The 20418-nt window shown below is 71.7% G+C and carries 21 protein-coding genes; 8 read left to right on the forward strand and 13 right to left on the reverse strand.

Translation table 11 applies throughout. The features are described 5' to 3' along the window. Positions 1 to 50: 50 nt before the first annotated feature. Positions 51 to 995, reverse strand: a complete 945-nt coding sequence (locus ACIQ5Y_RS06115; RefSeq protein ID WP_403875454.1) for a universal stress protein — start codon at positions 993 to 995, stop codon at positions 51 to 53. Positions 996 to 1148: 153 nt separating this feature from the next. Here ACIQ5Y_RS06115 and upp point away from each other — a divergent pair, with 153 nt between their 5' ends. Next, complete coding sequence (gene upp, locus ACIQ5Y_RS06120; RefSeq protein WP_376659269.1) at positions 1149 to 1784, forward strand: uracil phosphoribosyltransferase; 636 nt, start codon at positions 1149 to 1151, stop codon at positions 1782 to 1784. Between the two features lie 110 nt (positions 1785 to 1894). On the opposite strand, the gene ACIQ5Y_RS06125 is transcribed toward upp, so the two are convergent. Together ACIQ5Y_RS06125 and ACIQ5Y_RS06130 are read right to left on the reverse strand one after the other, a co-directional pair. Further along, positions 1895 to 2548, reverse strand: a complete 654-nt coding sequence (locus tag ACIQ5Y_RS06125) for a LytR C-terminal domain-containing protein (protein ID WP_403875457.1) — start codon at positions 2546 to 2548, stop codon at positions 1895 to 1897. 94 nt (positions 2549 to 2642) lie between these two features. Next, complete coding sequence (locus ACIQ5Y_RS06130; protein ID WP_030010424.1) at positions 2643 to 2939, reverse strand: type II toxin-antitoxin system VapB family antitoxin; 297 nt, start codon at positions 2937 to 2939, stop codon at positions 2643 to 2645. Positions 2940 to 3027: 88 nt separating this feature from the next. Between ACIQ5Y_RS06130 and ACIQ5Y_RS06135 the strand changes: the two genes are divergently transcribed. Continuing rightward, positions 3028 to 4647 (forward strand): helicase HerA-like domain-containing protein, encoded by a 1620-nt coding sequence (locus ACIQ5Y_RS06135; RefSeq protein ID WP_403875460.1) that lies wholly within the window; start codon positions 3028 to 3030, stop codon positions 4645 to 4647. 83 nt (positions 4648 to 4730) lie between these two features. Further along, on the forward strand, positions 4731 to 5663 hold the full coding sequence (gene opcA, locus ACIQ5Y_RS06140) for a glucose-6-phosphate dehydrogenase assembly protein OpcA (RefSeq protein WP_403875463.1): 933 nt from the start codon (positions 4731 to 4733) through the stop codon (positions 5661 to 5663). Here the strand turns inward: opcA and ACIQ5Y_RS06145 are convergent. Further along, positions 5612 to 6085, reverse strand: coding sequence for a cupin domain-containing protein (locus tag ACIQ5Y_RS06145; protein WP_403875466.1), 474 nt, complete (start codon positions 6083 to 6085; stop codon positions 5612 to 5614). The two genes, opcA and ACIQ5Y_RS06145, sit on opposite strands and share 52 nt — an antisense overlap. 221 nt (positions 6086 to 6306) lie before the next feature. Further along, positions 6307 to 6903 carry an HhH-GPD-type base excision DNA repair protein gene (locus ACIQ5Y_RS06150; RefSeq protein ID WP_403875468.1) on the reverse strand — a complete coding sequence of 199 codons (597 nt, stop codon included), beginning with the start codon at positions 6901 to 6903 and terminating at the stop codon, positions 6307 to 6309. Between the two features lie 118 nt (positions 6904 to 7021). Between ACIQ5Y_RS06150 and ACIQ5Y_RS06155 the strand changes: the two genes are divergently transcribed. Further along, positions 7022 to 7822: a VOC family protein gene (locus ACIQ5Y_RS06155; protein WP_403875471.1), complete on the forward strand. Its 801-nt coding sequence runs from the start codon at positions 7022 to 7024 to the stop codon at positions 7820 to 7822. An 85-nt stretch (positions 7823 to 7907) separates the two neighbouring features. On the opposite strand, the gene ACIQ5Y_RS06160 is transcribed toward ACIQ5Y_RS06155, so the two are convergent. The 3 genes from ACIQ5Y_RS06160 to ACIQ5Y_RS06170 form a co-directional block, all read right to left on the reverse strand. Next, the gene (locus ACIQ5Y_RS06160; RefSeq protein WP_403875474.1) at positions 7908 to 8135 is read right to left on the reverse strand and encodes a hypothetical protein; all 228 of its coding nucleotides are present in this window, start codon (positions 8133 to 8135) and stop codon (positions 7908 to 7910) included. 102 nt (positions 8136 to 8237) lie between these two features. Continuing rightward, entirely contained in the window at positions 8238 to 9041 is an 804-nt protein-coding gene (locus ACIQ5Y_RS06165; RefSeq protein WP_403875477.1) for an inositol monophosphatase family protein, read from the reverse strand. A gap of 27 nt (positions 9042 to 9068) precedes the next feature. Next, on the reverse strand, positions 9069 to 10025 hold the full coding sequence (locus ACIQ5Y_RS06170; protein ID WP_403875480.1) for a helix-turn-helix domain-containing protein: 957 nt from the start codon (positions 10023 to 10025) through the stop codon (positions 9069 to 9071). Positions 10026 to 10397: 372 nt separating this feature from the next. Between ACIQ5Y_RS06170 and ACIQ5Y_RS06175 the strand changes: the two genes are divergently transcribed. Together ACIQ5Y_RS06175 and ACIQ5Y_RS06180 are read left to right on the forward strand one after the other, a co-directional pair. Then, positions 10398 to 10871 carry a carboxymuconolactone decarboxylase family protein gene (locus tag ACIQ5Y_RS06175; RefSeq protein WP_403875483.1) on the forward strand — a complete coding sequence of 158 codons (474 nt, stop codon included), beginning with the start codon at positions 10398 to 10400 and terminating at the stop codon, positions 10869 to 10871. Positions 10872 to 11073: 202 nt separating this feature from the next. Further along, complete coding sequence (locus ACIQ5Y_RS06180) at positions 11074 to 11493, forward strand: molybdopterin-binding protein (RefSeq protein WP_403875486.1); 420 nt, start codon at positions 11074 to 11076, stop codon at positions 11491 to 11493. Between the two features lie 12 nt (positions 11494 to 11505). On the opposite strand, the gene ACIQ5Y_RS06185 is transcribed toward ACIQ5Y_RS06180, so the two are convergent. The 3 genes from ACIQ5Y_RS06185 to ACIQ5Y_RS06195 all read right to left on the reverse strand — a co-directional run bounded on the left by ACIQ5Y_RS06185 (position 11506) and on the right by ACIQ5Y_RS06195 (position 15631). After that, a complete protein-coding gene (locus ACIQ5Y_RS06185; RefSeq protein WP_403875489.1) occupies positions 11506 to 11952 on the reverse strand; it encodes a molybdopterin-dependent oxidoreductase in 447 nt (148 codons plus the stop codon). Positions 11953 to 12032: 80 nt separating this feature from the next. Then, entirely contained in the window at positions 12033 to 14807 is a 2775-nt protein-coding gene (locus tag ACIQ5Y_RS06190; protein WP_403875491.1) for a molybdopterin-dependent oxidoreductase, read from the reverse strand. After that, positions 14804 to 15631, reverse strand: a complete 828-nt coding sequence (locus ACIQ5Y_RS06195) for an FAD binding domain-containing protein (RefSeq protein ID WP_403875493.1) — start codon at positions 15629 to 15631, stop codon at positions 14804 to 14806. Before ACIQ5Y_RS06195 ends, ACIQ5Y_RS06190 begins: the two co-directional genes overlap by 4 nt. A 224-nt stretch (positions 15632 to 15855) precedes the next feature. Here ACIQ5Y_RS06195 and ACIQ5Y_RS06200 point away from each other — a divergent pair, with 224 nt between their 5' ends. Beyond that, positions 15856 to 17319 carry a helix-turn-helix domain-containing protein gene (locus tag ACIQ5Y_RS06200; protein ID WP_403875496.1) on the forward strand — a complete coding sequence of 488 codons (1464 nt, stop codon included), beginning with the start codon at positions 15856 to 15858 and terminating at the stop codon, positions 17317 to 17319. 154 nt (positions 17320 to 17473) lie between these two features. Further along, positions 17474 to 17821, forward strand: a complete 348-nt coding sequence (locus tag ACIQ5Y_RS06205) for a DoxX family protein (protein WP_403875499.1) — start codon at positions 17474 to 17476, stop codon at positions 17819 to 17821. On the opposite strand, the gene ACIQ5Y_RS06210 is transcribed toward ACIQ5Y_RS06205, so the two are convergent. Both ACIQ5Y_RS06210 and ACIQ5Y_RS06215 read right to left on the reverse strand, forming a co-directional pair. Then, on the reverse strand, positions 17811 to 18542 hold the full coding sequence (locus tag ACIQ5Y_RS06210) for a hypothetical protein (RefSeq protein ID WP_403875501.1): 732 nt from the start codon (positions 18540 to 18542) through the stop codon (positions 17811 to 17813). The two genes, ACIQ5Y_RS06205 and ACIQ5Y_RS06210, sit on opposite strands and share 11 nt — an antisense overlap. 117 nt (positions 18543 to 18659) lie before the next feature. Continuing rightward, on the reverse strand, positions 18660 to 20363 hold the full coding sequence (locus ACIQ5Y_RS06215; protein ID WP_403875504.1) for an aspartate:alanine exchanger family transporter: 1704 nt from the start codon (positions 20361 to 20363) through the stop codon (positions 18660 to 18662). Positions 20364 to 20418: the final 55 nt, after the last annotated feature.

Below are 20418 nucleotides of genomic sequence, written 5' to 3' on the forward strand. Positions count from 1 at the left end.
TTGATGCCACCCAAGTGCAGGTCAAGCAGGTCAGCGGGGTCGGAGAGCGGTCAGGCGTCGTCCTCCAGGGTCGGTACGACCGCCACCGGGCCGTGGGCGTGGTGGAGCACCGCGTGCGCCACCGAGCCGATCTGGAACGACAGGGCGGTGCGCCTCGGGTGGTGGCGGCCGACCACGACCAGGGCCGCCGACCGGGAGGCCGTGACGAGCCGGCCGGCCGGGTCGCCGGGGACGGCGGCCTGCTCGACCGGGACGTCCGGGTACCGGGCCCGGAAGGGCGCCAGCCGCTCCGTCTGGGAGCGCAGCATCTCCAGCTCGGCCGGTACCGCGTCGTCCCCCTCCTCCGGCAGCCCCTCGGGCGGGATCACCACGAAGGGGGCGTCCACCACCATGGTCGGCACCGGCGGGATGACGTACGCGGAGACCACCTGTACGGCGGTCCCCCGCGCGGCGGCCTCCGTGAAGGCGAAGACCAGTACGTCGTCGGGGGTCTCGGAGGCGTGCAGGCCGAGGACCACCTTCCCCGTGGACTCCTCCGTGCCGGCCTCCGCCGCCCGCTCCGCGTGCGGGACCACCACGACCGGGCAGGGCGCCGTGGACGCCACGGCGCGGCTGTTGGAGCCCAGCAGCAGACTGGCGAAGCCCCCGCGCCCCCGGGAGCCCATGACCAGCATCCTGGCCTCCGCGCCGATCACGCGCAGGGCCTCGGGGACGGAGCCCTCCAGCGACTCGTACCGGACCCCCACGGGCAGTTCGTCGCCGCTGCCGCCCAGCAGGGCCCGTATCCGCTCGTTCACCGGGTCGGCGTACTCCTCCGGCTCCGAGGCGTCGCGAAGTGAGGAACGGCGGCCCGCATACAACTGGGCCTCGTCGGGCAGGACATGGGCGATCAGCAGCTCCGTCCCGTGCCGGACGGCCGCGTCCCGCGCCCACTCCAGGGCCTTCAGGCTGTGTTCGGATCCGTCGACGGCCGCGATCACCGGTGAGTGGGTCATCAGTCCAGCGTGCGGGGCGTACGGGTGATCCGCATCCCGTGCGGGGGCGGCGCGCGAGGGCGCGGAGGAGCCGCGTCAGCGCGTAGCCTTTTGGGTGTGGGTCGCGTCTCGCGGCCGTTTTTGCAGGTCGCAGGCCGAATTTTGGAGGATGTTGTGCGTTTGCAGGTAGTCGATCACCCCTTGGTGGCGCACAAGCTCACGACCCTGCGCGACAAGCGCACCGACTCGCCCACGTTCCGCCGGCTCGCCGACGAGCTCGTGACCCTGCTCGCGTACGAGGCCACGCGCGACGTGCGGACCGAACAGGCCGACATCGAGACCCCGGTGGGCCCCACGACCGGCGTGAAGCTCTCGTACCCGCGTCCGCTGGTGGTGCCGATCCTGCGCGCCGGCCTCGGCATGCTCGACGGCATGGTGCGGCTGCTGCCGACGGCCGAGGTGGGCTTCCTGGGCATGGTCCGCAACGAGGAGACCCTGGAGGCCTCCACGTACGCGACGCGCATGCCCGAGGACCTCTCGGGCCGCCAGGTCTACGTCGTCGACCCGATGCTCGCCACCGGCGGCACGCTGGTCGCGGCGATCCAGGAGCTGATCAAGCGCGGCGCCGACGACGTGACGGCCGTGGTGCTGCTGGCCGCGCCGGAGGGCGTGGAGATCATGGAGCGCGAACTGGCGGGCACGCCGGTGACGGTGGTGACGGCCGCGGTGGACGAGCGGCTCAACGAGCACGGCTACATCGTGCCGGGGCTGGGCGACGCGGGCGACCGCATGTACGGCTCGGCGGAGTAGCCTCCGGCGGCGCGGGGCCCGCAGCGCGTCTCAGTCCCAGGGGGCTTCGAGCGGCCCGGGCCCGGGGCCGCGGGGAGCCGACTGCCCGGCCGGCAGGGCCGGGCAGCGGTTCAGCACTTGACGGGCGCGGGTGCGGGGTTGGCCAGCAGGGCCAGCGCCTTGTCCGCGTCCTCCTTCGTGGTCAGGTCCTTGAAGGCGTCGCCCAGGATCAGGTCGATGTCCGTGCCTTCGCGGGCGTCGGTCTGCTGGGTGGCGCCGGCGAGCTGCGCGCCGAGTACCGAGTAGGCGGCCTTGTCGGTCGTGGGGGAACCCAGCAGTATCCCGGCGCCGGGGACCTTCTTGTCGAAGTCGGCGGGGGCGTTGCCGACCTTGCCGATGACGAAGCCGCGTTTTTGCAGTTCGTCGCCGACGGCCTTGGCGAGGCCGGCCCGCGGGGTCGCGTTGTAGACGTTGACGGTGATCTCGCCGGGCTGCGGGAGGGCGACCGCCGGTTTCGGGGAGGCGACCGCGGGGGCGCCCTTGGCGGCGGCGGCCGCCTTCTTCTCGCAGTCCTTCTTGGCCGCAGCCGCGTTCCGTTTGGCGGTGTCGCCCTGGAACACGTCGATGAGCTGCAGGGCTCCATAGCCGAGCAGGGCGAGCGCGAGGACCGAGCCGAGCACGGCGAGGACGATCCGACGACGGCTCCGCTTACGGCTCATGCGAGGGTAGGCGGCTCCCGTGACGCGGTACTTTCCGCCCATGCCGGGGGGAGTGAGCATGCTCATGGGCGCAGCGTAGTGCCGCCCGGGGGCGATGCCCACTCAATGATCTGCTGATAGGTCAATCGAGACCCGAAAGGCGCAATCCGCCGCGAAGCGGTCAGTCCATTTCGAGGACGCGCGCGTGCAGCACCTGGCGCTGCTGGAGGGCGGCGCGCACGGCGCGGTGCAGCCCGTCCTCCAGGTAGAGGTCGCCCCGCCACTTGACGACGTGGGCGAACAGGTCGCCGTAGAAGGTGGAGTCCTCGGCGAGCAGGGTTTCCAGGTCCAGCTGCCCCTTGGTCGTCACCAGCTGGTCGAGCCGGACCGGGCGCGGCGCGACGTCCGCCCACTGCCGGGTGGTTTCCCTGCCGTGGTCGGGGTACGGCCGTCCGCTTCCGATGCGCTTGAAGATCACACGGAAAGCCTACCGGGCCCGTGCCTGCGGGCGCAGCCTCGCGACGTTGGTGCAAAAGTGTCAAACAGGGCTATTTCGGGAGTGATGCATGAGCGAGAGCACCGACGCCGCCGTCTCGACGGACCATGCCGAGGCGGCCGGACCGGCTGCGGAGATCGCCGCCGGATACGCCTTCACGGGCCCGGCGCTCGACCTGGGAGCCCTGCTCTGGGAAGGGTCCTGCCTGCCGGAACGACAGATCCGCATCCCGCTGTCGATGCTGAGCCGGCACGGTCTGGTCGCGGGCGCCACCGGCACCGGCAAGACCAAGACGCTCCAGCTGATCGCCGAGCAGTTGTCCGCCCAAGGCGTACCCGTCTTCCTCGCCGACATCAAGGGAGACGTCTCGGGGATCTCCGCGCCGGGTGCGGCGGGCGAGAAGGTCGCCGAACGGGCCCGGGAGGTGGGCCAGAGGTGGGAGCCCACCGGATACCCCGTCGAGTTCTACTCGCTCGGCGGCATCGGCCCCGGGATCCCGGTCCGCTCCACCGTCACCGGCTTCGGCCCGGTCCTGCTGTCGAAGGTGCTCCAGCTCAACCGGACGCAGGAGCAGTCACTCGGCCTGATCTTCCACTACGCCGACTCCAAGGGCCTGGAGCTGATCGACCTCAAGGACCTGCGAGCGGTCGTCGCCTTCCTCGTCTCCGACAAGGGAAAACCCGAGCTCAAGGGGATCGGCGGACTGTCCACCGTGACCGCCGGGGTGATCCTGCGGGCGCTGACCGCCTTCGAGCAGCAGGGCGCCTCGGAGTTCTTCGGCGAGCCCGAGTTCGACAGCGGCGAGTTCCTGCGCACCGCCGCCGACGGCCGCGGGACGGTCTCCCTGCTGGAGCTCCCCGCGGTCCAGGACAAGCCGCAGCTCTTCTCCACTTTCCTGATGTGGCTGCTCGCCGACCTCTACACGGACCTGCCGGAGGTCGGCGACCTGGAGAAGCCCAAGCTCGTCTTCTTCTTCGACGAGGCCCACCTGCTCTTCAACGGCGCCTCGAAGGCCTTCCTGGAATCCATCACCCAGACCGTCCGCCTCATCCGCTCCAAGGGCGTCGGCGTGTTCTTCGTGACCCAGACCCCCAAGGACGTACCGGCCGACGTGCTCGCCCAGCTCGGCAACCGCGTGCAGCACGCCCTGCGCGCCTTCACCCCCGACGACGCCAAGGCGCTGAAGGCGACGGTGAAGACCTTCCCCAACTCCCCTTACGACCTTGAGGAGCTGCTCACCACGCTGGGCACCGGCGAGGCCGTCGTCACCGTGCTCAGCGAGAAGGGCGCCCCCACCCCGGTGGCCGCGACCAGACTGCGCGCCCCGCAGTCGCTCATGGGGCCGATCGAGGCGGGTGCTCTGGAGCAGGCCGTGAAGTCCTCGCCGCTGTGGTCGCGTTACGCGGAGCCGGTCGACCGCGAGTCCGCGTACGAGAAGATCAGCGCCGAACAGGCCGCCGCCGAGGCCGAGGCGGAGGCGGCAGCCGCGGCCGCGGACGCCGAGAAGGAGGCGAAGGAGGTCGAGAAGGAGGCGGCGCGGGCCGCGCGGAGCGCCCCCAGGCCGGAGCCGTCACTGGCCGAACAGGTGGTGGGGAGCGGGCTGTTCCGCTCGCTGGCCCGCTCGGTCGGGACCCAGCTCGGCCGGGAGATCTCCCGCTCGATCTTCGGTACGGCCCGGCGGCGGCGGTGAGCATGGGCGTACGGGCCGCGGTTCGAGGCGGAGTCGAGCGAACCGGTTGCCGCTACGCGGGCACTCGCTGACAGACTCGTCGTATGCGGACCGAACTCACCGACACCACCTCCAGCAAGGTCAACCGGGCCCTGCTCGAAGCCCGCCGGGCCATAGGCAGCCCCACGATGGGGCTGGTGCTGACCCTCGTGGTCGTCACCGACGAGGAGAACGCCTACGACGCCGTGCGCGCGGCCTCGGAGGCCTCGCGGGAGCACCCGTGCCGCATCATCGCGGTGATCAAGCGGGTCTCGCGCGGCCCGCTCACGCTCCGGGCGACCCGGATGGACGCCGAGCTGCGGGTCGGCACCGATGCCGGCACCGGGGAGATCGTGATGCTGCGCCTGCACGGGGCGCTGACCGAGCACACCGCCTCGGTCGTGCTGCCGCTGCTCGTGCCGGACGCGCCCGTGGTGGCGTGGTGGCCGGCCGACGCCCCCGCAGACCTGGCGGGGGACCCGCTGGGCGCGCTCGCGCAGCGCCGGATCACCGACGCGGCCGCCGCCGCGGACCCGGTGGCCGTGCTCGACGAGCGGGCCGCCGGCTACCACCCCGGCGACACCGACCTGGCCTGGACGAGGCTGACCCAGTGGCGGGCGCTGCTGGCCGCCGCGCTCGACCAGAAGCCGCTGCCGGTGACCGGCGCGACGGTCGAGAGCGAGGCCGACAACGTGAGCGCCGAGCTGCTGGCCCGCTGGCTGGAGGACCGGCTCGGGGTGCCGGTGGAGCGGGCGGAGAGCCCCGGCCCCGTGATCACCCGGGTGACCCTGCGCACCACGGGCGGCGAGATCCGGGTGGACCGCCCCGCGGGCGCGCTGGCCACGCTGGTGCTGCCGGGGAGCGTCGACCGCAAGGTGGCGCTGAAGATCCGCAGCAACGCCGAACTGATCTCGGAGGAACTGCGCCGTCTCGACGCCGACGTGGTCTACGGCTCCGCGCTGCGGCGGCGGCCGCTCCAGGCGGCGCTCTCCGCGTAGTGGTTGTCGTAGGTCGCCGAGCTGTCCTTGATGTCCTGCACGGTGGCCTCGCCCGCGTTGACCCGGCCGAGGAGCCGGTAGTAGTCGAAGCGGCCCATGCCGGGGGTGAAGCCCACGAAGACGCTCGCGGTGTGGCCGGCGGCCGGGGCGAATGCGTGCTTCACGCCCGGCGGGATCGCGATGAAGTCGCCGGCTCCGAGGGTCTGGATCTCGTCGCCGACGAGGACGTCGAGCCGGCCCGCGGTGACGTGGAAGAACTCGGTGGCCTTGGTGTGGAAGTGCACCGGGGCCCCGGCGGCGCCCTCGTCGAAGGTGGCGGTGTTGCAGGTGAGTTCGGCGGTGTCCGTGAGCAGCGTGATGAGGCTGCCGGGGGCGTCGTGGATGGCTTCGGCGGTGGCGGCGCGGGTCGCGATCTCTGTCATGTCCCCCAATCTACGGTCCGGATAGACCGGCCACAGGGGTCAATCAGGAGCCCGTCAGACCGGTCAATTCCGCTGATCCAGCCGCGCCGGCAGCACCGGCCCCACCCAGCCCTGCCGGCGGCACGGCGACATCCGGCCCCGCCGGCGTTTGAGGCGCGGGGTCCGGGCCGGAGCCACGGGAGGCCGGGCGGCGCCCGGAGTGCCGCGCCGACACGCCTGGTTCACGCGCCGCCCCGCGAGGCCTTCGCCGCGGCCTTCATCTCCTGCTTGTGCGCCCGTACTTTGGCCAGCGACTCCGGCCCCGTGATGTCCGCCGCCGAACGGTAGACGTTCGCCTGCCCGTAGCCGCCCGCCGCCTCCCGCCAGCCCTTCGGCCGCACCCCCAGCCGCTTGCCCAGCAGCGCCAGGAAGATCTGCGCCTTCTGCTCCCCGAAGCCCGGCAGCGCCTTCAGCCGCTTCAGCAGCTCCGCGCCCGTCCCCGCGTCGGCCCAGACGGCCGCCGCGTCCCCTTCGTAGTGCTCGACGAGGTACGCGCACAGTTGCTGGATCCGCTTCGCCATCGACCCCGGATAGCGGTGCACGGCCGGCTTCTCCGAGAGCAGGGCGGCGAAGGCCTCGGGGTCGTAGGCGGCGATCTCGTGCGCGTCCAGATCGTCGGCGCCCAGCCGCTGGGCGATCGTCCACGGCCCCGAGAACGCCCACTCCATCGGCACCTGCTGGTCCAGCAGCATTCCGACCAGCGCGGCGAGCGGGCTCCGGGAGAGCAGCGCGTCGGCCTCCGGCTGCTGGGCGAGCCGGATGGTGATGTCGTTGTCCATGGCTCCAGGGTCCCCCGCGGACGCGCTTCCCGCGCGATTGTCAGAGCCCGCCCCTAGCGTGGTTCGTGCAGTCGAGCAGTCGAAACAGTCGAAGAGCAAGCCGAGGAGTCGATCGATCATGGTTGAGTTCACCGAAGGCGCGCCGTGCTGGGTGGACGCGATGTTCGCCGATGTGGAGGGCGCCAAGTCCTTCTACGGCGATGTACTGGGCTGGACCTTCGGGGATGCCAGCAGCGAGTACGGGAATTACACGCAGGCGTACTCCGACGGAAAGGCCGTGGCCGCCGTCGTCCCGCCGATGCCGGGGGTGGAAGCGCCCTCGCAGTGGTGTCTGTACTTCGCCTCGCCCGATGCGGCGGCCACCGCCGCGAAGGTCACGTCGGCCGGCGGCGAGGTGCTGATGGGTCCGATGCAGGTCGGCACGTTCGGCACGATGCTGATCGCGAAGGAGCCGAGCGGGGCGGTCTTCGGCGTCTGGCAGCCGGGCGACCACAAGGGCTTCGAGAAGATGGGCGAGAACGGGTCGTTCGCCTGGGCCGAGGTCTTCACGCGGGACGCGGCGAAGCCGGACGCGTTCCTGCCGAAGGTCTTCCCGTACGGCGTCCAGCAGATGGACCCGGGCGACTCCGGCATGGACTACAAGATCTTCAGCGTCGGCGGCCCCGAGAACCCGGTCATGGGCCGGATGCCCATGGGCGACGAGTTCCCGCCCGAGATCCCGTCCTACATCCAGGTCTACTTCGCCGTCCCGAACTGCGACGAAGCGGTCGCGAAGACCCAGGCCCTCGGCGGAAAGCTGCACTTCGGCCCGATGGACAGCCCGTTCGGCCGGTTCGCGGCGGTGACGGACCCGCAGGGAGCGGCCTTCGCGGTGATCGACACGGCGACGACGGTCGGTGAGATGCCGAAGTTCGAGTGACCCCTTCCGGCTCCCGTACGCATGCCCGTGCCCCTGCCGGGGATACACGCCAGGGGCACGGGGGTGTGGGGGCGGTGCGCGTCCGTCAGCGGCGGACGTCCCCGGTGAGGGGGGCGTAGGCGAACCACGCCTGGTCCGTGGGCCGGACCAGCACCGGGGCGGGCCAGAGCGGGGCGGACGCGAGGAGCACGTAGTCGTACGGGGGCCACGGGTACGCGCTGCCGCTCTGCGGGGCGGCGGCCTGGGCGGGGGAGCAGGTGATGAGGGCGCTGGTGAAGGCGAGTGCCGCGGCGGCGGCGATGTTCTTGATCACGGGTGGAGGAATATCGGCCGGGGGGCGCCGCCGAACAGGTTTCTGAGCCCGCCTTCACCCGTATGCCGGAGCCGTTTCACCGCAGAAACGAACCTCCACCGATCACCCTCGGCGGCGGATCAGCGACATCAGCAGTTCATGGGTTTCGGCGTCGGCGGCCACGACGAGCCCACGGCTGCCCGCCTCCCCCACGGGAGCGCCGTCGATCCCGGTGACCACGCAGCCCGCGGCCCGGCACAGGGCGATGCCCGCGGCGAAGTGGACGCTCCCGGAGAGGTCCCCGCCATCGGTGACGTACGCGGCGCGCTTGCCGGCGGCGACCCACGCCAGCGCCAGCGTCGTGGACACCACGCGCGGCCGGAAGCGCTCGACGAACGCGGGGTGGGCCAGCAGCTCCACGGCCCGGAAGCCGGGGGCGCCGGGGAACGGCGGGTCGAGGTTGACGTCCACCAGCCGGGTGGCGGAGGAGGGCTCCAGCGGTGTCTCGGTCCCGTCCCGGTGAAGCGCCCAGGCGGCCCGGCCGTCGGTCGCGAACACCTCGCCGCCGAACGGGTCGGCCACGGCCGCCGCACCGTCGCGCAGCGCCACGTTGACGGCCACCAGCATGTTGCCGACGGCGTAGTTCAGCGTTCCGCACAGGGGATCCACCAGCCACTGCCGCGCGGCCCCGTCGGCCCCCTGCTGCCCGCCCTCCTCGCCGAGCACCGCGTCGTGCGGACGCGCGGCCCGGATGACACCGAGGATCGCCTTCTCGGCCTCGACGTCGGCGGCGGTGGCGAAGTCCCCGGCGCCCTTGTCGATGCGTTCGAGCCGCCGGCCGTACATCTCCCGCACCACGTCCGCACCGGCCCGCGCCGCGGCTGTCGCGACTGCGGTGTCGTCGAGCTTCGCGTCTGAGTCGATCATGTCGGGAAGGCTATCCGCGGAGGCCGGTCAGGCGGCGTGGGTGATCCCGATCTCCGCGCAATCCCCACACGTGCCGGGAGCCGGGCTGCGGAAGGCGCGGTCGCAGGCGGGGCAGGTCTGGAACGGATCCGGTGGTACGTAGTCGTGCGCACGGTGCACCGGCCCGAGTAGCGGCGGCAGTTGGGCCGAGAGGCGGTGCGCGATCAGTCCGGCCGGATTGCGGGGCTGGGCGGGGAGGTTGGCCGTCAGCGCGCAGACCACCGCGTCCGCGGACGCCCCGCGCTCCAGCCAACTCTCGACGCCGGGCGCCAGCCGGTGGATGTCCCGCTCGCCGAGCAGCAGCCGGTGGTCGACCCGCCGCAGTCGCGCGAGCAGCTCGGTCGCGGCGCGGCGGCGGGCGGGGGACACGTCACTGGGCGCGGGGACCGGGGCCGGTGCGGGGGCCGGGGCCGCAGGCGCGGCTTCGGCCGGGGGCTCCGGCTCGGGTTCCGGCTCGGGGCGGACCTCGGCCTCGGGTTCCGGTGCGGGCGCCACGGCCGCGGGCTCCGTACGGCGACGGCGGGGGCGCGGCGGGGTCGGCAGGGGCGGCAGGGGCGGCGTGGGTGTGGGCGGCGGCGTGGGCCGGGGCTGCTCCTGCTCGGGGACAGCTCCCGGGCGGTTGTAGGACACCGTACGGGTGATGAGTCGCCCACCGGGCAGATGTTCCGTCGTTCGGCTGAGGTAGCCGTGGTGCTCCAACTCCCGCAGGGCGGAGGCGATCCGGATCTCACCCTCGGGGAACCGCGCGTCCAGCTCCTTGATGCCGATCCGGGTCCCGCCGGGCACCGACTGGATGTAGACGGCCAGTCCGATCGCGGTGAGCGACAACTCCCGGTGCTGGGCGAGGTGGTTGCCGATCACGGTGAAGTGCGAAGTGTGCTTGACGTGGGCGTGGCGTACGCCGGACGGGAAGACCGGGCGCGCGTTAAAGTGCTCAGAAGCCATGGGAAGCCTGTTACTTCCTCGTTGGTCAGGCCCTCGTTCGGGATTGCCGTCCCGGCGGGGGCCGTCTCATGTCTGGTGCGTGTCGGGCAGAGCATATGCCAGGCAACCGGCCCCGAATCCAGCCCAGTTGGGCCAATTCACCCGTGTGAGTGAGAGGCCGATTCCGGGAGGCTGGAGGGGTCTGGCGGGGTTCTTTCTCTCGTTATTGCGAAGCAAAAGAAAAATCGTGGATCCCCGCATCGCGTCGGCCCGCGATCCGATGGGCCCGCTCCCCCGCCCCTGAGACCCAGGTCACATTCCCGACCTGTCACAGCCCGCCGAACGGCGGTGTCTTAAGGGTCGTAGCCACCGAGAACGGCAGAGGAGAAGACCATGGGTCCCCGACTGAACATCTTCGGCAACGCGACCGCGGGCAAGGTCATGAAGCACTTCATGGCGGCGGGCGCGGCGATCAAGGGCTCCACCCTGCCTGCCGCCACGCAGGAGCTGGTCGCGCTGCGCGCGAGCCAGATCAACGGGTGCGGTTTCTGTATCGACATGCACACCAAGGACGCGACCGCCGCCGGCGAGACCGCGGTACGGCTCCACCTCGTCGCGGCCTGGCGGGAGGCGACCGTCTTCACCGAGGCCGAGCGGGCCGCGCTGGAGCTGACCGAGCAGGGCACCCGCATCGCGGACGGCGCCGGAGGCGTCCCGGACGAGGTGTGGGAGAACGCGGCCAAGCACTACGACGAGGACCAGCTGGCCGCTCTGATGATCCTGATCGCCATGATGAACACCTACAACCGGCTGAACGTCATGCTCCAGATGCCGGCCGGCGAATACCAGCCGGGCCAGTTCCACTGACCGGTGAGGTCGCCCGCAGTGGTTTGTGGCGGTGCCCCTGAGTGCGGACAACGGCACCTACCAGCCGACCGGGTGGTTCCGGTTGGTGGATGAGATGGGGTGAACGCGCGCCGGAGCAAAGGGGCATACGGTCGATCCCGTGCGGTTCTCATCGGTCCCGCACGAAGTCGCCACGTACGCTACGTAAGAGGTCGAAGCACTCATGAGCCTGAGCATCCGCAACCAGATCGCCGGCACCGTCACCGCCGTCACCGCAGGTGAGGCCATGGCGACGGTCAAGGTCCGGCTGGACGGCGGTCAGGACATCACCGCTGCCATCACCGTCGACGCCGTCAAGGACCTCGGCCTTTCCCAGGGGGACGCGGTCAAGGCGCTCGTCAAGGCCACCGAGGTCGCGCTCGCCACCGGGCCGGTGGACGGGATCTCCATTCGCAACCAGATCGCCGGCACCGTCGCCGACGTGTCCGCCGGGCCCGCGATGGCCTCCGTCAAGGTCGACGTGAACGGTGGCTCCCTGACCGCCGCCATCACCGCCGACGCCGTCGAGGCGCTCGGGCTGGCCGCAGGGTCCGCCGTCACCGTTCTGATCAAGTCGACCGAGATCTCGCTCGCCACCGCCTGAGGCGGTGAGGGCCTACAGGCCCAGGTTCGGCGGGGCGAGCGCGCCGAACCACACGTGGGTGACCGCGCTGACGTAGCGCGCCCCGCACCGGTCCGTCGGAACCACCAGCTGGCAGCCCGGCTCGTCGAGGTCCTCCCCGTCGAGCCGGGTGGCCAGCAGGACCGGACCGTCGGCGAAGTCGGCGTCCAGCTCGGCCCAGGACAGCACGCTGTGGTGGCCGTCCCCGCCGCTGATCGCGAGCATGAAGCGGCTGCGGTCCTTGCGCCGCCGCGCGTCGAAGGCCGGGCCCGCGTCGAGGATCACGTCGTGCAGCAACGCGCCCTCGAACACGTGGTGCTGAGGCCCGTTCGTCGCGCAGTCGAACGTGACCGCCGCACGGTGCTGACGCCATTCGCGCAGGTCGGCGACGCTCAGGGTGGCGGGATGGTCGAGGTCTCCGTGCAGGATCAGTTTGGCCATGGGTGTGTCATGCCCGGAACGACCGCTTGCGGAACCTCAGATGCAAGGTTTGTGGCTTGATCCGGGTCGCAGATCATGGCTTATTGTTCATTCACACCTTGCATCTTCTGCCACACGACGTCGCGCAGTACCGGGAGTTCCGTGAAACGGACGCCGGTGGCGTCCCGCAGGGCGTTGGCGAACGCCGGGCCCACCGGGTTGAAGGGGCTCTCGCTCATGGACTTCGCGCCCAACGGCCCGATCGAGTCCGAGGTCTCCGTGAAGTGGACCTCCGTGCGCGGGACGTCCGCGTACTGCGGGAGCCGGTAGCGGCGGAAGGCGGCCGTGGTGACCTCGCCGCGCTCGTCGATCCGTACGGTCTCGAAGAGGGTGGCGCCCAGGGCCTGCGCCACACCGCCCTCCACCTGGCCGAGGCACTGCATCGGGTTCATCACCTTGCCCGCGTCCGCCGAGTGCACGCTGCGCAGGATCTTCATCTCGCCGGTGTCCGGGTCCACGGCGAGCCGGAACCACTGGGCGTTGAACGCCACCGAGCGCGGGGTGCCGCCGAAGTGGCCCTCGCTGCTGATCTCGCTCGCCTTGCCCTTGGCATGGGCCGCCTCGTACAGCTCCTTGAGGGTGACCGTCCGGCCCGCGCAGTCGAAGGACTCGGGGCCGAGCAGGCACAGGTGCCGGGCGACGCCCGTGTGCTCGGAGGCGAAGGTCTTCATGCGCTCGGCGAGCGAGGTCGCGGCGAGCAGCACCGCCTTGCCCGCCACCACGGTGCCGGCCGAACCGAAGGCGCCGGTGTCGTGCCGGACCACGTCGGTGTCGGACTGGCGGACGGTCAGCCGGTCCGCGGTGGTGTTCAGCGCGTACCCCGCGAGCTGCTTGTGGACGGTGGTGGTGCCGTTGCCGAACTCCGAGGTGCCGACCGCGATGTCGTACGTGCCGTCCTGGAGCAGGGTGAGGGTGGCGTCGGCGTAGTGTCCGCGCGGCGGGCTCGTGGCGATCATCGACACGGCGGCGCCCTGGCCGGTGACCCAGCCCGGCGGCACCTTCTCGTGGCTGGTGTCCTCGGCGATCGCCCTGCGCACCACGGCGAGGCACTCGGCCAGCCCGTAACTGGCCATGAAGAGGTCGTCGTCGTGGCCGATCGGGGTGTGCATGTGGTCGAGCGGACCGATGATGTTCTTCTCGCGGAACTCCAGGGGGTCCATGCCCAGGCGCCGTGCCACCTCGTCCATCGCCGACTCCAGGGCGAAGGTGGTCTGGCCCAGCCCGTAGCCGCGGAAGGCGCCCGACGGGACGACGTTGGTGTAGACGGAGTACGCCTCGACCTTCTTGTTCGGGGCGTTGTAGATGACGAAGGACTCGCCGGCGCTGTGGTACATCACGCCGGGGCCGTGGTTGCCGTACGCGCCGGTGTTGGACACGATCCGCATGTCGATGGCGGTGAGCTTGCCGTCGGCGCGGGCGCCGAGCTTGATCCGGACGGTGAACGGGTGCCGGGTGCTGGCGCCGTAGAACTGTTCGGCGCGGGTGAACTCCAGCTTCACCGGGCGGCGCAGCTGCAGCACGGCCAGGGCCACGATGTCCTCGGCGAACATCTCCTGCTTGCCGCCGAACCCGCCGCCGACGCGGCCCGTGAACACCCGGACGTCGTCCTCGCCGAGCCCGTACAGCGCGCACAGTGCCCGCCGGGTCAGGAACGGGGTCTGGGAGGAGGAGCGGATGGAGAGCCGCTCGCCCGTGCCGTCCTCCTTCGGCTCCATGTACCCGACGCAGCCGTGGGTCTCCAGGCTGGCGTGCTGGACGCGCTGGGTCTGGAAGGTCTCCTCGTAGATCACCGCGGCCTCGGCGAAGCCCTGCTCCACCGAGCCGATCTCGCCGTGCACCTCGCCGGCCAGGTTGTTCTCGACGCGCGCGATGCGTTCGTTCGCACCCTTGCCCGCGTGGATGACCGGCGCGCCGGGGGCCATGGCCTTCTCCGGGTCGATCACGTACGGGAGTTCCTCGTACGTGACCTGGATGCGGCGGCAGCCCTCCTCCGCGGCGCCCTCGCTGTCGGCGACGACGGCGGCGACCCGCTGCCCGACGAACCGGACGACGTCGTCCAGCAGGCGGGTGTCGTCGGGGTCCTCGTGGGGGTGCTCGTGGCGGGCGCTGGAGTAGAGGGTGTCCGGGACGTTCTCGTGGGTGAACACCGCGTGCACCCCGGGCACGGCCAGCGCCTCGGAGGTGTCGATCGCGAGGATCCGGGCGTGCGGGTGGGGGGAGCGCAGCAGCTTCATGTGCAGCAGCCCCGGCACGTCGATGTCGAAGGTGTAGCGGGCGGTGCCGGTGACCACCTGGGGGGCGGCGGGCGCGGCGAGGTTGCGGCCGACGGCCTGGCCGGCCTCGGGTTCCTCGATGTGCTTCACGCCGCGGACGGCGTCCTCGATGGCGCGGTAGCCGGTGCAGCGGCAGATGTTGCCCTTGAAGGCGCGCCCCAGGTCGTCGAGCTTGCCGTCGCAGTGGGGGGTGCCCTTCTCGGCCTCCAGGGCGGCGGTGGTCATGATGAACCCGTTGGTGCAGAAGCCGCACTGGAAGCCCTGGGCCTCCAGGAACCTGCGCTGCACCGGGTGGAGCTCGCCGTCGGGGTGGGCCAGGCCCTCCAGGGTGGTGACCGAGCGGCCCTCGGCGCGGACGGCCGGGTAGAGGCAGGAGTGCACGGGCCGGCCGTCGACGTGGAGCGTGCAGGCGCCGCAGTCGCCCTGGTCGCAGCCCTTCTTCGTGCCGAACCAGCCGCGTTCGCGCACGTAGGTGCGCAGGCACTGGCCGGGGCGGGGCTCGGCGGTGAAGCGCTGCTTGTTGATCTCGACTTCGTAGCTCATCGGGAAGCCTTCCCCACCGTGAGTTCGACGCGGATCTCCTCCGCCAGGCGCAGGGCCATGTGACGGCGCCACGCCGGCAGCCCGTGAATGTCGTCGTACCACTCGTCGGGGCGGATGGTGTTGTCGATCGCGGCTCGCAGTTCGGCGGCGGACGGCCACAGGGCGAACCAGAAGCGGAACGGGCGCGTGGTGGCGGCCGAGACGGTCAGTGCGAACGAGCCGTCCTGGGGGTCGGCCGTGCCGATGATCAGGGCCCCGGAGCGCCCCAGTCCGTAGAGGGAGGCCTGGCGGAAGGCCGTACGGGTTTCCAACGCGCGGGCGGGGATGCGTACGGAGCGCATCAGCTCGCCCTCGTTCAGGTCCTTGACGCCGGCGCCGCGGATGAACTCGGTGACGGGCAGTCGGCGGGTGGCGCCGTCCTGGCCCTGGAGGAGGACGGTGCCGTCGAGGGCGGCGGTCAGGGAGACCATCGGGCCGGCCGGGAGGCCGTTGCAGAGGTTCCCGCCGACCGTGGCCATGTTCCAGATCTTGAAGCTGGCCAGGAAGGCCCGGCAGCACTGCTCGATCAGCGGGGCGGCGGTCGTGGACAGGGTGCGGCCGAAGCGCGACAGCTCGGTGATGGTGCAGGTCGCGGCGATGTCGAGGGAGCCGTCGGGCTGCCGGGACAGGGGCTCCCAGCCCATCCGGGAGAGGTCGATGAGCCGGCGGATGTGCGGCTGCGGCTCGGAGAAGAGGTACGTGCCGCCGCCGAGCCAGGCGTCGCCGGGCCGCCAAGGTTCGCGGCGGCGCGCGTCACGTACGTCGAGCACCGTGTTGAGATCCATTTCGCGCCACCAGCCTTTCCTGATTCGGGCGTCATTCGCCAGTGAAGCAACGCATCCGGGGGCAAGACGACTGGTCCCGGGCACGGAATCGAAGGGGCCCGAGAGGGTTTGCCTTGGATAATCATCCAAGAGCTTTATTGGCCGGTTCTCCTTGCATTTACCATGGGATTTCTCGTATTCGCCTGGCGAATGTGGATCATCATCCACCGCAAGGAGTCCCTGTCATGCACGTCCTCGACCTGCTCCAGTCCGACGATCTCGGCCTCACCCTGCTCTGGGGCGAGGAGACCCTTCTCGGCCACGAGGTCAGCGGGGTCACCTCCACCGACCTCGAGGACCCGGGCCGCTTCCTGGGTCCCGGGGACCTCGTCCTCAGTGGGCTGGTGTGGTGGGCGGACGGCGAACCGGCGAAGGCGGATCGTTTCGTCGCGGCCCTCGCGGACGCGGGCGCCAGCGCCCTGCTGGCCGGCGAGGAGACGCACGGGCGGGTCCCCGACGAGGTCGTCGCCGCCTGCCGGGCCCGCAGGGTGCCCATCGTGGCCGTCCCCGCGCAGACCAGCTTCCGGGCGGTGACCGAGGCGGTGTACCTGCGCCAGTGGGGCGACCTCAGCCGCCGCCCGACCCGCAACCCGGTCTTCGCGCTGCCCGAGAACGTGCGCGGCGACCTGAGCCGGCTCGTCGAGAGCGGAGCCGGCCCGGCGGAGCTCCTCGAGCGGGCCTGCGGGTACCTGGGCCGGGTGAGCGGCTACCTGCTCACCGCGAGCGGGCGCACGGTGGCCCGTACGCCGTCCGCGCCCGCGATCCCCGCGCAGCGGGCGCTGGCCTCGGGCGCGCGGGCGGGACTCTGGCTGCGAGTCGAGGCCGAGAGCAGCCCGTACGACGCCTGGCAGCTGCACGTCCCCGACCCGGACGCGGCCCCGCCGCGCGTGCTGCACGAGATCGCCGAGGTGCTGGCCCGCCACCGCGACGGCCGGCGCCGCCGGGACGAGGCGCGACGGGCGACGGGCGAGGAGCTGGCCTGGCTGCTGTCCGCCGAACCGGCCGCCGACCCGGTCGCGATGGACGAGGCCCTCGCCGCGGCCGGGCTCCCGCTCGGCGGCCCGTACCGGGTGCTGGTGACGACCTCCGGTGACGCCCTGGCCGAGGCGCTGGAGCACCTGGGCGGGATCCGGTACGCCGTGGGCCGTTCCGTGGCCGTGGTGTACGAGGACCCCGACGCGGGGGCGGACCTGGCGGTCCGGCTGCGCGCGGTGTGGCCGCTGCTCCAGGCCTGCGCACATCCGGAGGCCGAACTGCGGCTCGGCGTGGGGGCGGTGGCCCCCGGCGCGGAAGCGCTACGCGCGTCGCTGACCCAGGCCCGCTTCGCCCTGACGGCTGCGAACGAAGCGGTTCCGGTGCGCGGGACGGAGCAGTTGGAAACCCTCACGGAACTCCTCGCCGGGGTACCGCCGGAGGTGCGGAGGGTGTTCGCGAACCGGACGCTGGGGGAGCTGGGCGACGGGATGCTGCGGGAGACCCTGGAGGTCTTCCTGGCGAACAACTGCTCGTGGGCGCGCACGGCGGAGGCGATGCACCTGCACGTGAACACCGTGCACTACCGGATCGAGCGGGTGGAGTCCCTGACGGGCCGTGACCTGTCCCGGCTGGACCACAAACTGGACCTGTACGCGGCACTGCGCGCCGGCTGATCGCGGCTGCCGGCGGCCCGCCGACGGCCCGCCGGCGGAAATTGTTTTCGGCGGGGCTGTCACATCCCTCTCCCGTGGCGGGTCAGTGGAGTGAAGCAGGCGGGAAACACGACCGGGCGGGTATCGCTCCGGGGCCCGCCCGAGGGGAGCTCGGATGTCCACCACCGCAATCGTTTTCGCTCTGGTCGGTGCGCTGATGGTCGGTTTCTCGGCCTACTCGGTGTTCGCGAGGGCCGAGTTCGTGGTCGGGCCGTTGGCCGAGTACGGGGTTCCGGAGTCGATCTGGACGTTCCTGGGTGTGGCGAAGGCGGCGGGTGCGGTGGGCCTGGTGGTGGGGATCTTCGTTCCGCTGATCGGCGTCGCGGCGGCGGTGGGGATCGCGTTGTACTTCGCGGGGGCCGTGATCACGACGTTCCGGGCGAAGGCGTACGCGCACGCCGTCTTCCCCGTCATGTACGCGGCCCCCGCGGTGGTGGCCCTGACGCTCGGCTTCAGCGGCTGAACGCCGCCGGCTGGTCCTGGCTACGGAAGGGTGCGAAACCTCGGTTGCTCTTGCAGCCGAGGTTTTCGTACGTGTTGACCTTGGTCACCGGGTCGGTGCCGGTCAGGTGGATCTTGCAGGCCTGCTTGATGAACCGGCCCTCGACCCCGCCGGGGAAGTCGATCTCCTTGTTCCACAGGTACGGGGAGTCGTAGTGGTTGGCCCAGGCGGTGGAGTTCACGTCGATGCCGCCGGGCGCCTCGATCTCGTACACCCAGCCCGTCTTGGCGCTGCCGTAGGTGGCGAACTTCTCGGCCACCCACTTCTCGCAGCTGGTGCTCAGGTGGGCGCTGGTCTGGCCGCCGCCCTTGACGATGTACTCGGCGAGCGGGGTCAACTGGTCGCCGCGCGGGGTGAATCCGGTCCGGAAGAGCTCCTCCACGTTCTCCCGGGTGTCGCCCCGCCACAGGGTGTTGTCGTCGACGCGCCAGTGCCAGCTCTCGGACTTCGCCGCGGCCTCGACCGCGCGGGCGATGAACGGGTTGGTGGTCGTGTCGAACCAGTCCCAGGCGTCGAACTCGGCGACGGGGCCGCAGGGGCCGGTGTCGGGGGCGGGCGCCGGGCGTGAGGGCGCGACGGCGGCGGCGGAGGTGGGCGCGATGGCGGCGGCGGCGGCGGGCGCGATGGCGGCGGCGGAGGCGAGCGAGGCGGCGGCGAGGACCCGCAGAGCGGCCTTCAGCATGGTGAGAGCCCATCAGTTGATCAACATGACGGCCCTTTTATAGCGAGATGTCCCAGCCGGGATCGAGGCCCGCAGAAGCTGATCACCCGGACGAGTGGCCCCGGCCGCCCGGGCTCGCTACCTCCGCAGGAGGACGATCACGGAGCCCCACATCGTCAGCAGGACGTTGCCGAGGGCGTACGGGACCGTCGTGCCCAGGGCGGGGATCTGGCTGCGGGCGCGCTCCGCGAGGGCGCCGAGCGCGGCCGTGGTGGTCTGGGCGCCGGCGAGTGCGCCGAGCAGGATCGGCAGGGGCAGCCGCTGGACGAAGTGTCCGTACACGAAGCCGGCCAGCAGCGGGATCGTGGTGACCAGGGCGCCCCAGAGCAGCAGCGGCCAGCCGGCCTCGCGCAGGCCGGGGACGAAGCTGGGACCGGCGTTCAGGCCCACGATGGCGACGAACACGCACAGGCCGAGCGTGCCCATGAGCCACTGCGCGGCGGAGGGCAGGTTCCCGTACGTGGGGTACTTGCTGCGGATCCAGCCGAAGACCAGGCCCATGAGCAGGGCTCCGGTGGAGGTCGACAGGGACAGCGGGGCGCCGGCCGCGTGCAGGGCGGGGATCCCCAGGCAGCCGCCGAGGAAGAGGCCGAAGGCGATCCACGCCATGTCGGTGGCGAAGCTGGTCGGCACCGGTTTGCCCAGCTCCTCCGCAGCCGCCTCGACCCGGTGGCGGGGTCCGGTCAGGACCAGGGTGTCGCCGCGCTCCACGGTGCTGTCGAGGCGGACCCGCAGGTCGGCGCCGGCCCGCCAGTGGCCCTCGATGAACACGCCCGGCATGAACTCCTCGTGGCGCAGGGTGCGGATGGTGCGGGGCTCCCCCTGCCGGCGTCCCGTGACGACCACGTGGAGGGTCTCCGTGCGGTAGCCGAGCAGTTCGACGTCGTCGTTCTCCATGCCGATGTGGCTGCGGGCGTCGTACGCGACGAGGTCCCCGCGGATCGCGCTGACGGCCAGGGTGTCGCCGAGCTCGATCCGGGTGTCGGGGTCGTGCTCCAGGATCCGGCCGCCGCGGCGCAGCCGGGTGATGTAGAGGCGGCGCCCGGCGGCCTTCTGCTCGGCCTCGAACTCGCCGATCGTGCGGCCCGCGAAGCGCTCCACGTCCACGTCGTAGGCGCGCAGCACGTGCTGGTAGTAGCCCTCCCCGGCGTCGGGGTCGTCATCGGCCGCTTCCAGATCGGCGGCGAGCACCGCGCTGTCGGCGGCGAGGTCCCGGCGGACCAAGCGGGGCAGCAGGGTCGCGAGGAGGATCGCGGGCAGGACCGTACCGAGGGGGTAGGTGACGGCGTAGGCGACGGCCACCAGGTGGGATTCGTCGCGGGCCTGTTCCGGGGTGAGGCCGGGCAGTTGCGAGATGGCGTCGGAGGCGACGCCGATCACCGCCGACTGGGTGAGCCCGCCGCCGAGCAGGCCGGCGGAGAGGCCGGGGCCGTAACCGGCGAGGGAGGCGAAGGCCCACGCGGTGGCGAGTCCGGTGACGCAGACGATCAGGGCGAGGACGACCTGGGGGAGGCCGTCCTTGCGCAGGGCGCGGAAGAACTGCGGGCCCACGTCGTAGCCGAGGGCGAAGAGGAACATCAGGAAGAAGACGGCCTTGATCGGGCCGTCGATCTCCACCTTGACCTGGGAGCCGATCGCGAGCCCCGCGACGAGGCAGCCGGTGACGGCGCCGAGGGTGAAGGTGCGGTAGCGCAGCCGGCCGAGCAGGAATCCGACGGCGATCGTCAGGAAGACCAGCAGCTCGGGATAGGGACGGAAGACGTTGTCCCTGAGCCACTCCATCTGCCGCCCGCCTCCTGCCGCCTCCCGTCGCCGCTCGGCAAAACGCTAGGCGGGG

This window comes from Streptomyces sp. NPDC096339 (assembly GCF_044762985.1).
In the GTDB taxonomy this organism is placed as follows: domain Bacteria; phylum Actinomycetota; class Actinomycetes; order Streptomycetales; family Streptomycetaceae; genus Streptomyces.

What these genes read in the sequence shown, in the direction of transcription:
- ACIQ5Y_RS06165 (WP_403875477.1), bottom strand. Translation starts at nt 9,041, where the DNA reads ATGATCGACTCAGACGCGAAGCTCGACGACACCGCAGTCGCGACAGCC.
- ACIQ5Y_RS06170 (WP_403875480.1), bottom strand. Translation starts at nt 10,025, where the DNA reads ATGGCTTCTGAGCACTTTAACGCGCGCCCGGTCTTCCCGTCCGGCGTA.
- ACIQ5Y_RS06215 (WP_403875504.1), bottom strand. Translation starts at nt 20,363, where the DNA reads ATGGAGTGGCTCAGGGACAACGTCTTCCGTCCCTATCCCGAGCTGCTG.
- ACIQ5Y_RS06195 (WP_403875493.1), bottom strand. Translation starts at nt 15,631, where the DNA reads ATGGATCTCAACACGGTGCTCGACGTACGTGACGCGCGCCGCCGCGAA.
- ACIQ5Y_RS06180 (WP_403875486.1), top strand. Translation starts at nt 11,074, where the DNA reads ATGAGCCTGAGCATCCGCAACCAGATCGCCGGCACCGTCACCGCCGTC.
- ACIQ5Y_RS06135 (WP_403875460.1), top strand. Translation starts at nt 3,028, where the DNA reads ATGAGCGAGAGCACCGACGCCGCCGTCTCGACGGACCATGCCGAGGCG.
- ACIQ5Y_RS06190 (WP_403875491.1), bottom strand. Translation starts at nt 14,807, where the DNA reads ATGAGCTACGAAGTCGAGATCAACAAGCAGCGCTTCACCGCCGAGCCC.
- opcA (WP_403875463.1), top strand. Translation starts at nt 4,731, where the DNA reads ATGCGGACCGAACTCACCGACACCACCTCCAGCAAGGTCAACCGGGCC.
- ACIQ5Y_RS06145 (WP_403875466.1), bottom strand. Translation starts at nt 6,085, where the DNA reads ATGACAGAGATCGCGACCCGCGCCGCCACCGCCGAAGCCATCCACGAC.
- ACIQ5Y_RS06175 (WP_403875483.1), top strand. Translation starts at nt 10,398, where the DNA reads ATGGGTCCCCGACTGAACATCTTCGGCAACGCGACCGCGGGCAAGGTC.
- ACIQ5Y_RS06155 (WP_403875471.1), top strand. Translation starts at nt 7,022, where the DNA reads ATGGTTGAGTTCACCGAAGGCGCGCCGTGCTGGGTGGACGCGATGTTC.
- ACIQ5Y_RS06210 (WP_403875501.1), bottom strand. Translation starts at nt 18,542, where the DNA reads ATGCTGAAGGCCGCTCTGCGGGTCCTCGCCGCCGCCTCGCTCGCCTCC.
- ACIQ5Y_RS06150 (WP_403875468.1), bottom strand. Translation starts at nt 6,903, where the DNA reads ATGGACAACGACATCACCATCCGGCTCGCCCAGCAGCCGGAGGCCGAC.
- ACIQ5Y_RS06200 (WP_403875496.1), top strand. Translation starts at nt 15,856, where the DNA reads ATGCACGTCCTCGACCTGCTCCAGTCCGACGATCTCGGCCTCACCCTG.
- ACIQ5Y_RS06115 (WP_403875454.1), bottom strand. Translation starts at nt 995, where the DNA reads ATGACCCACTCACCGGTGATCGCGGCCGTCGACGGATCCGAACACAGC.
- ACIQ5Y_RS06205 (WP_403875499.1), top strand. Translation starts at nt 17,474, where the DNA reads ATGTCCACCACCGCAATCGTTTTCGCTCTGGTCGGTGCGCTGATGGTC.
- ACIQ5Y_RS06185 (WP_403875489.1), bottom strand. Translation starts at nt 11,952, where the DNA reads ATGGCCAAACTGATCCTGCACGGAGACCTCGACCATCCCGCCACCCTG.
- ACIQ5Y_RS06125 (WP_403875457.1), bottom strand. Translation starts at nt 2,548, where the DNA reads ATGAGCATGCTCACTCCCCCCGGCATGGGCGGAAAGTACCGCGTCACG.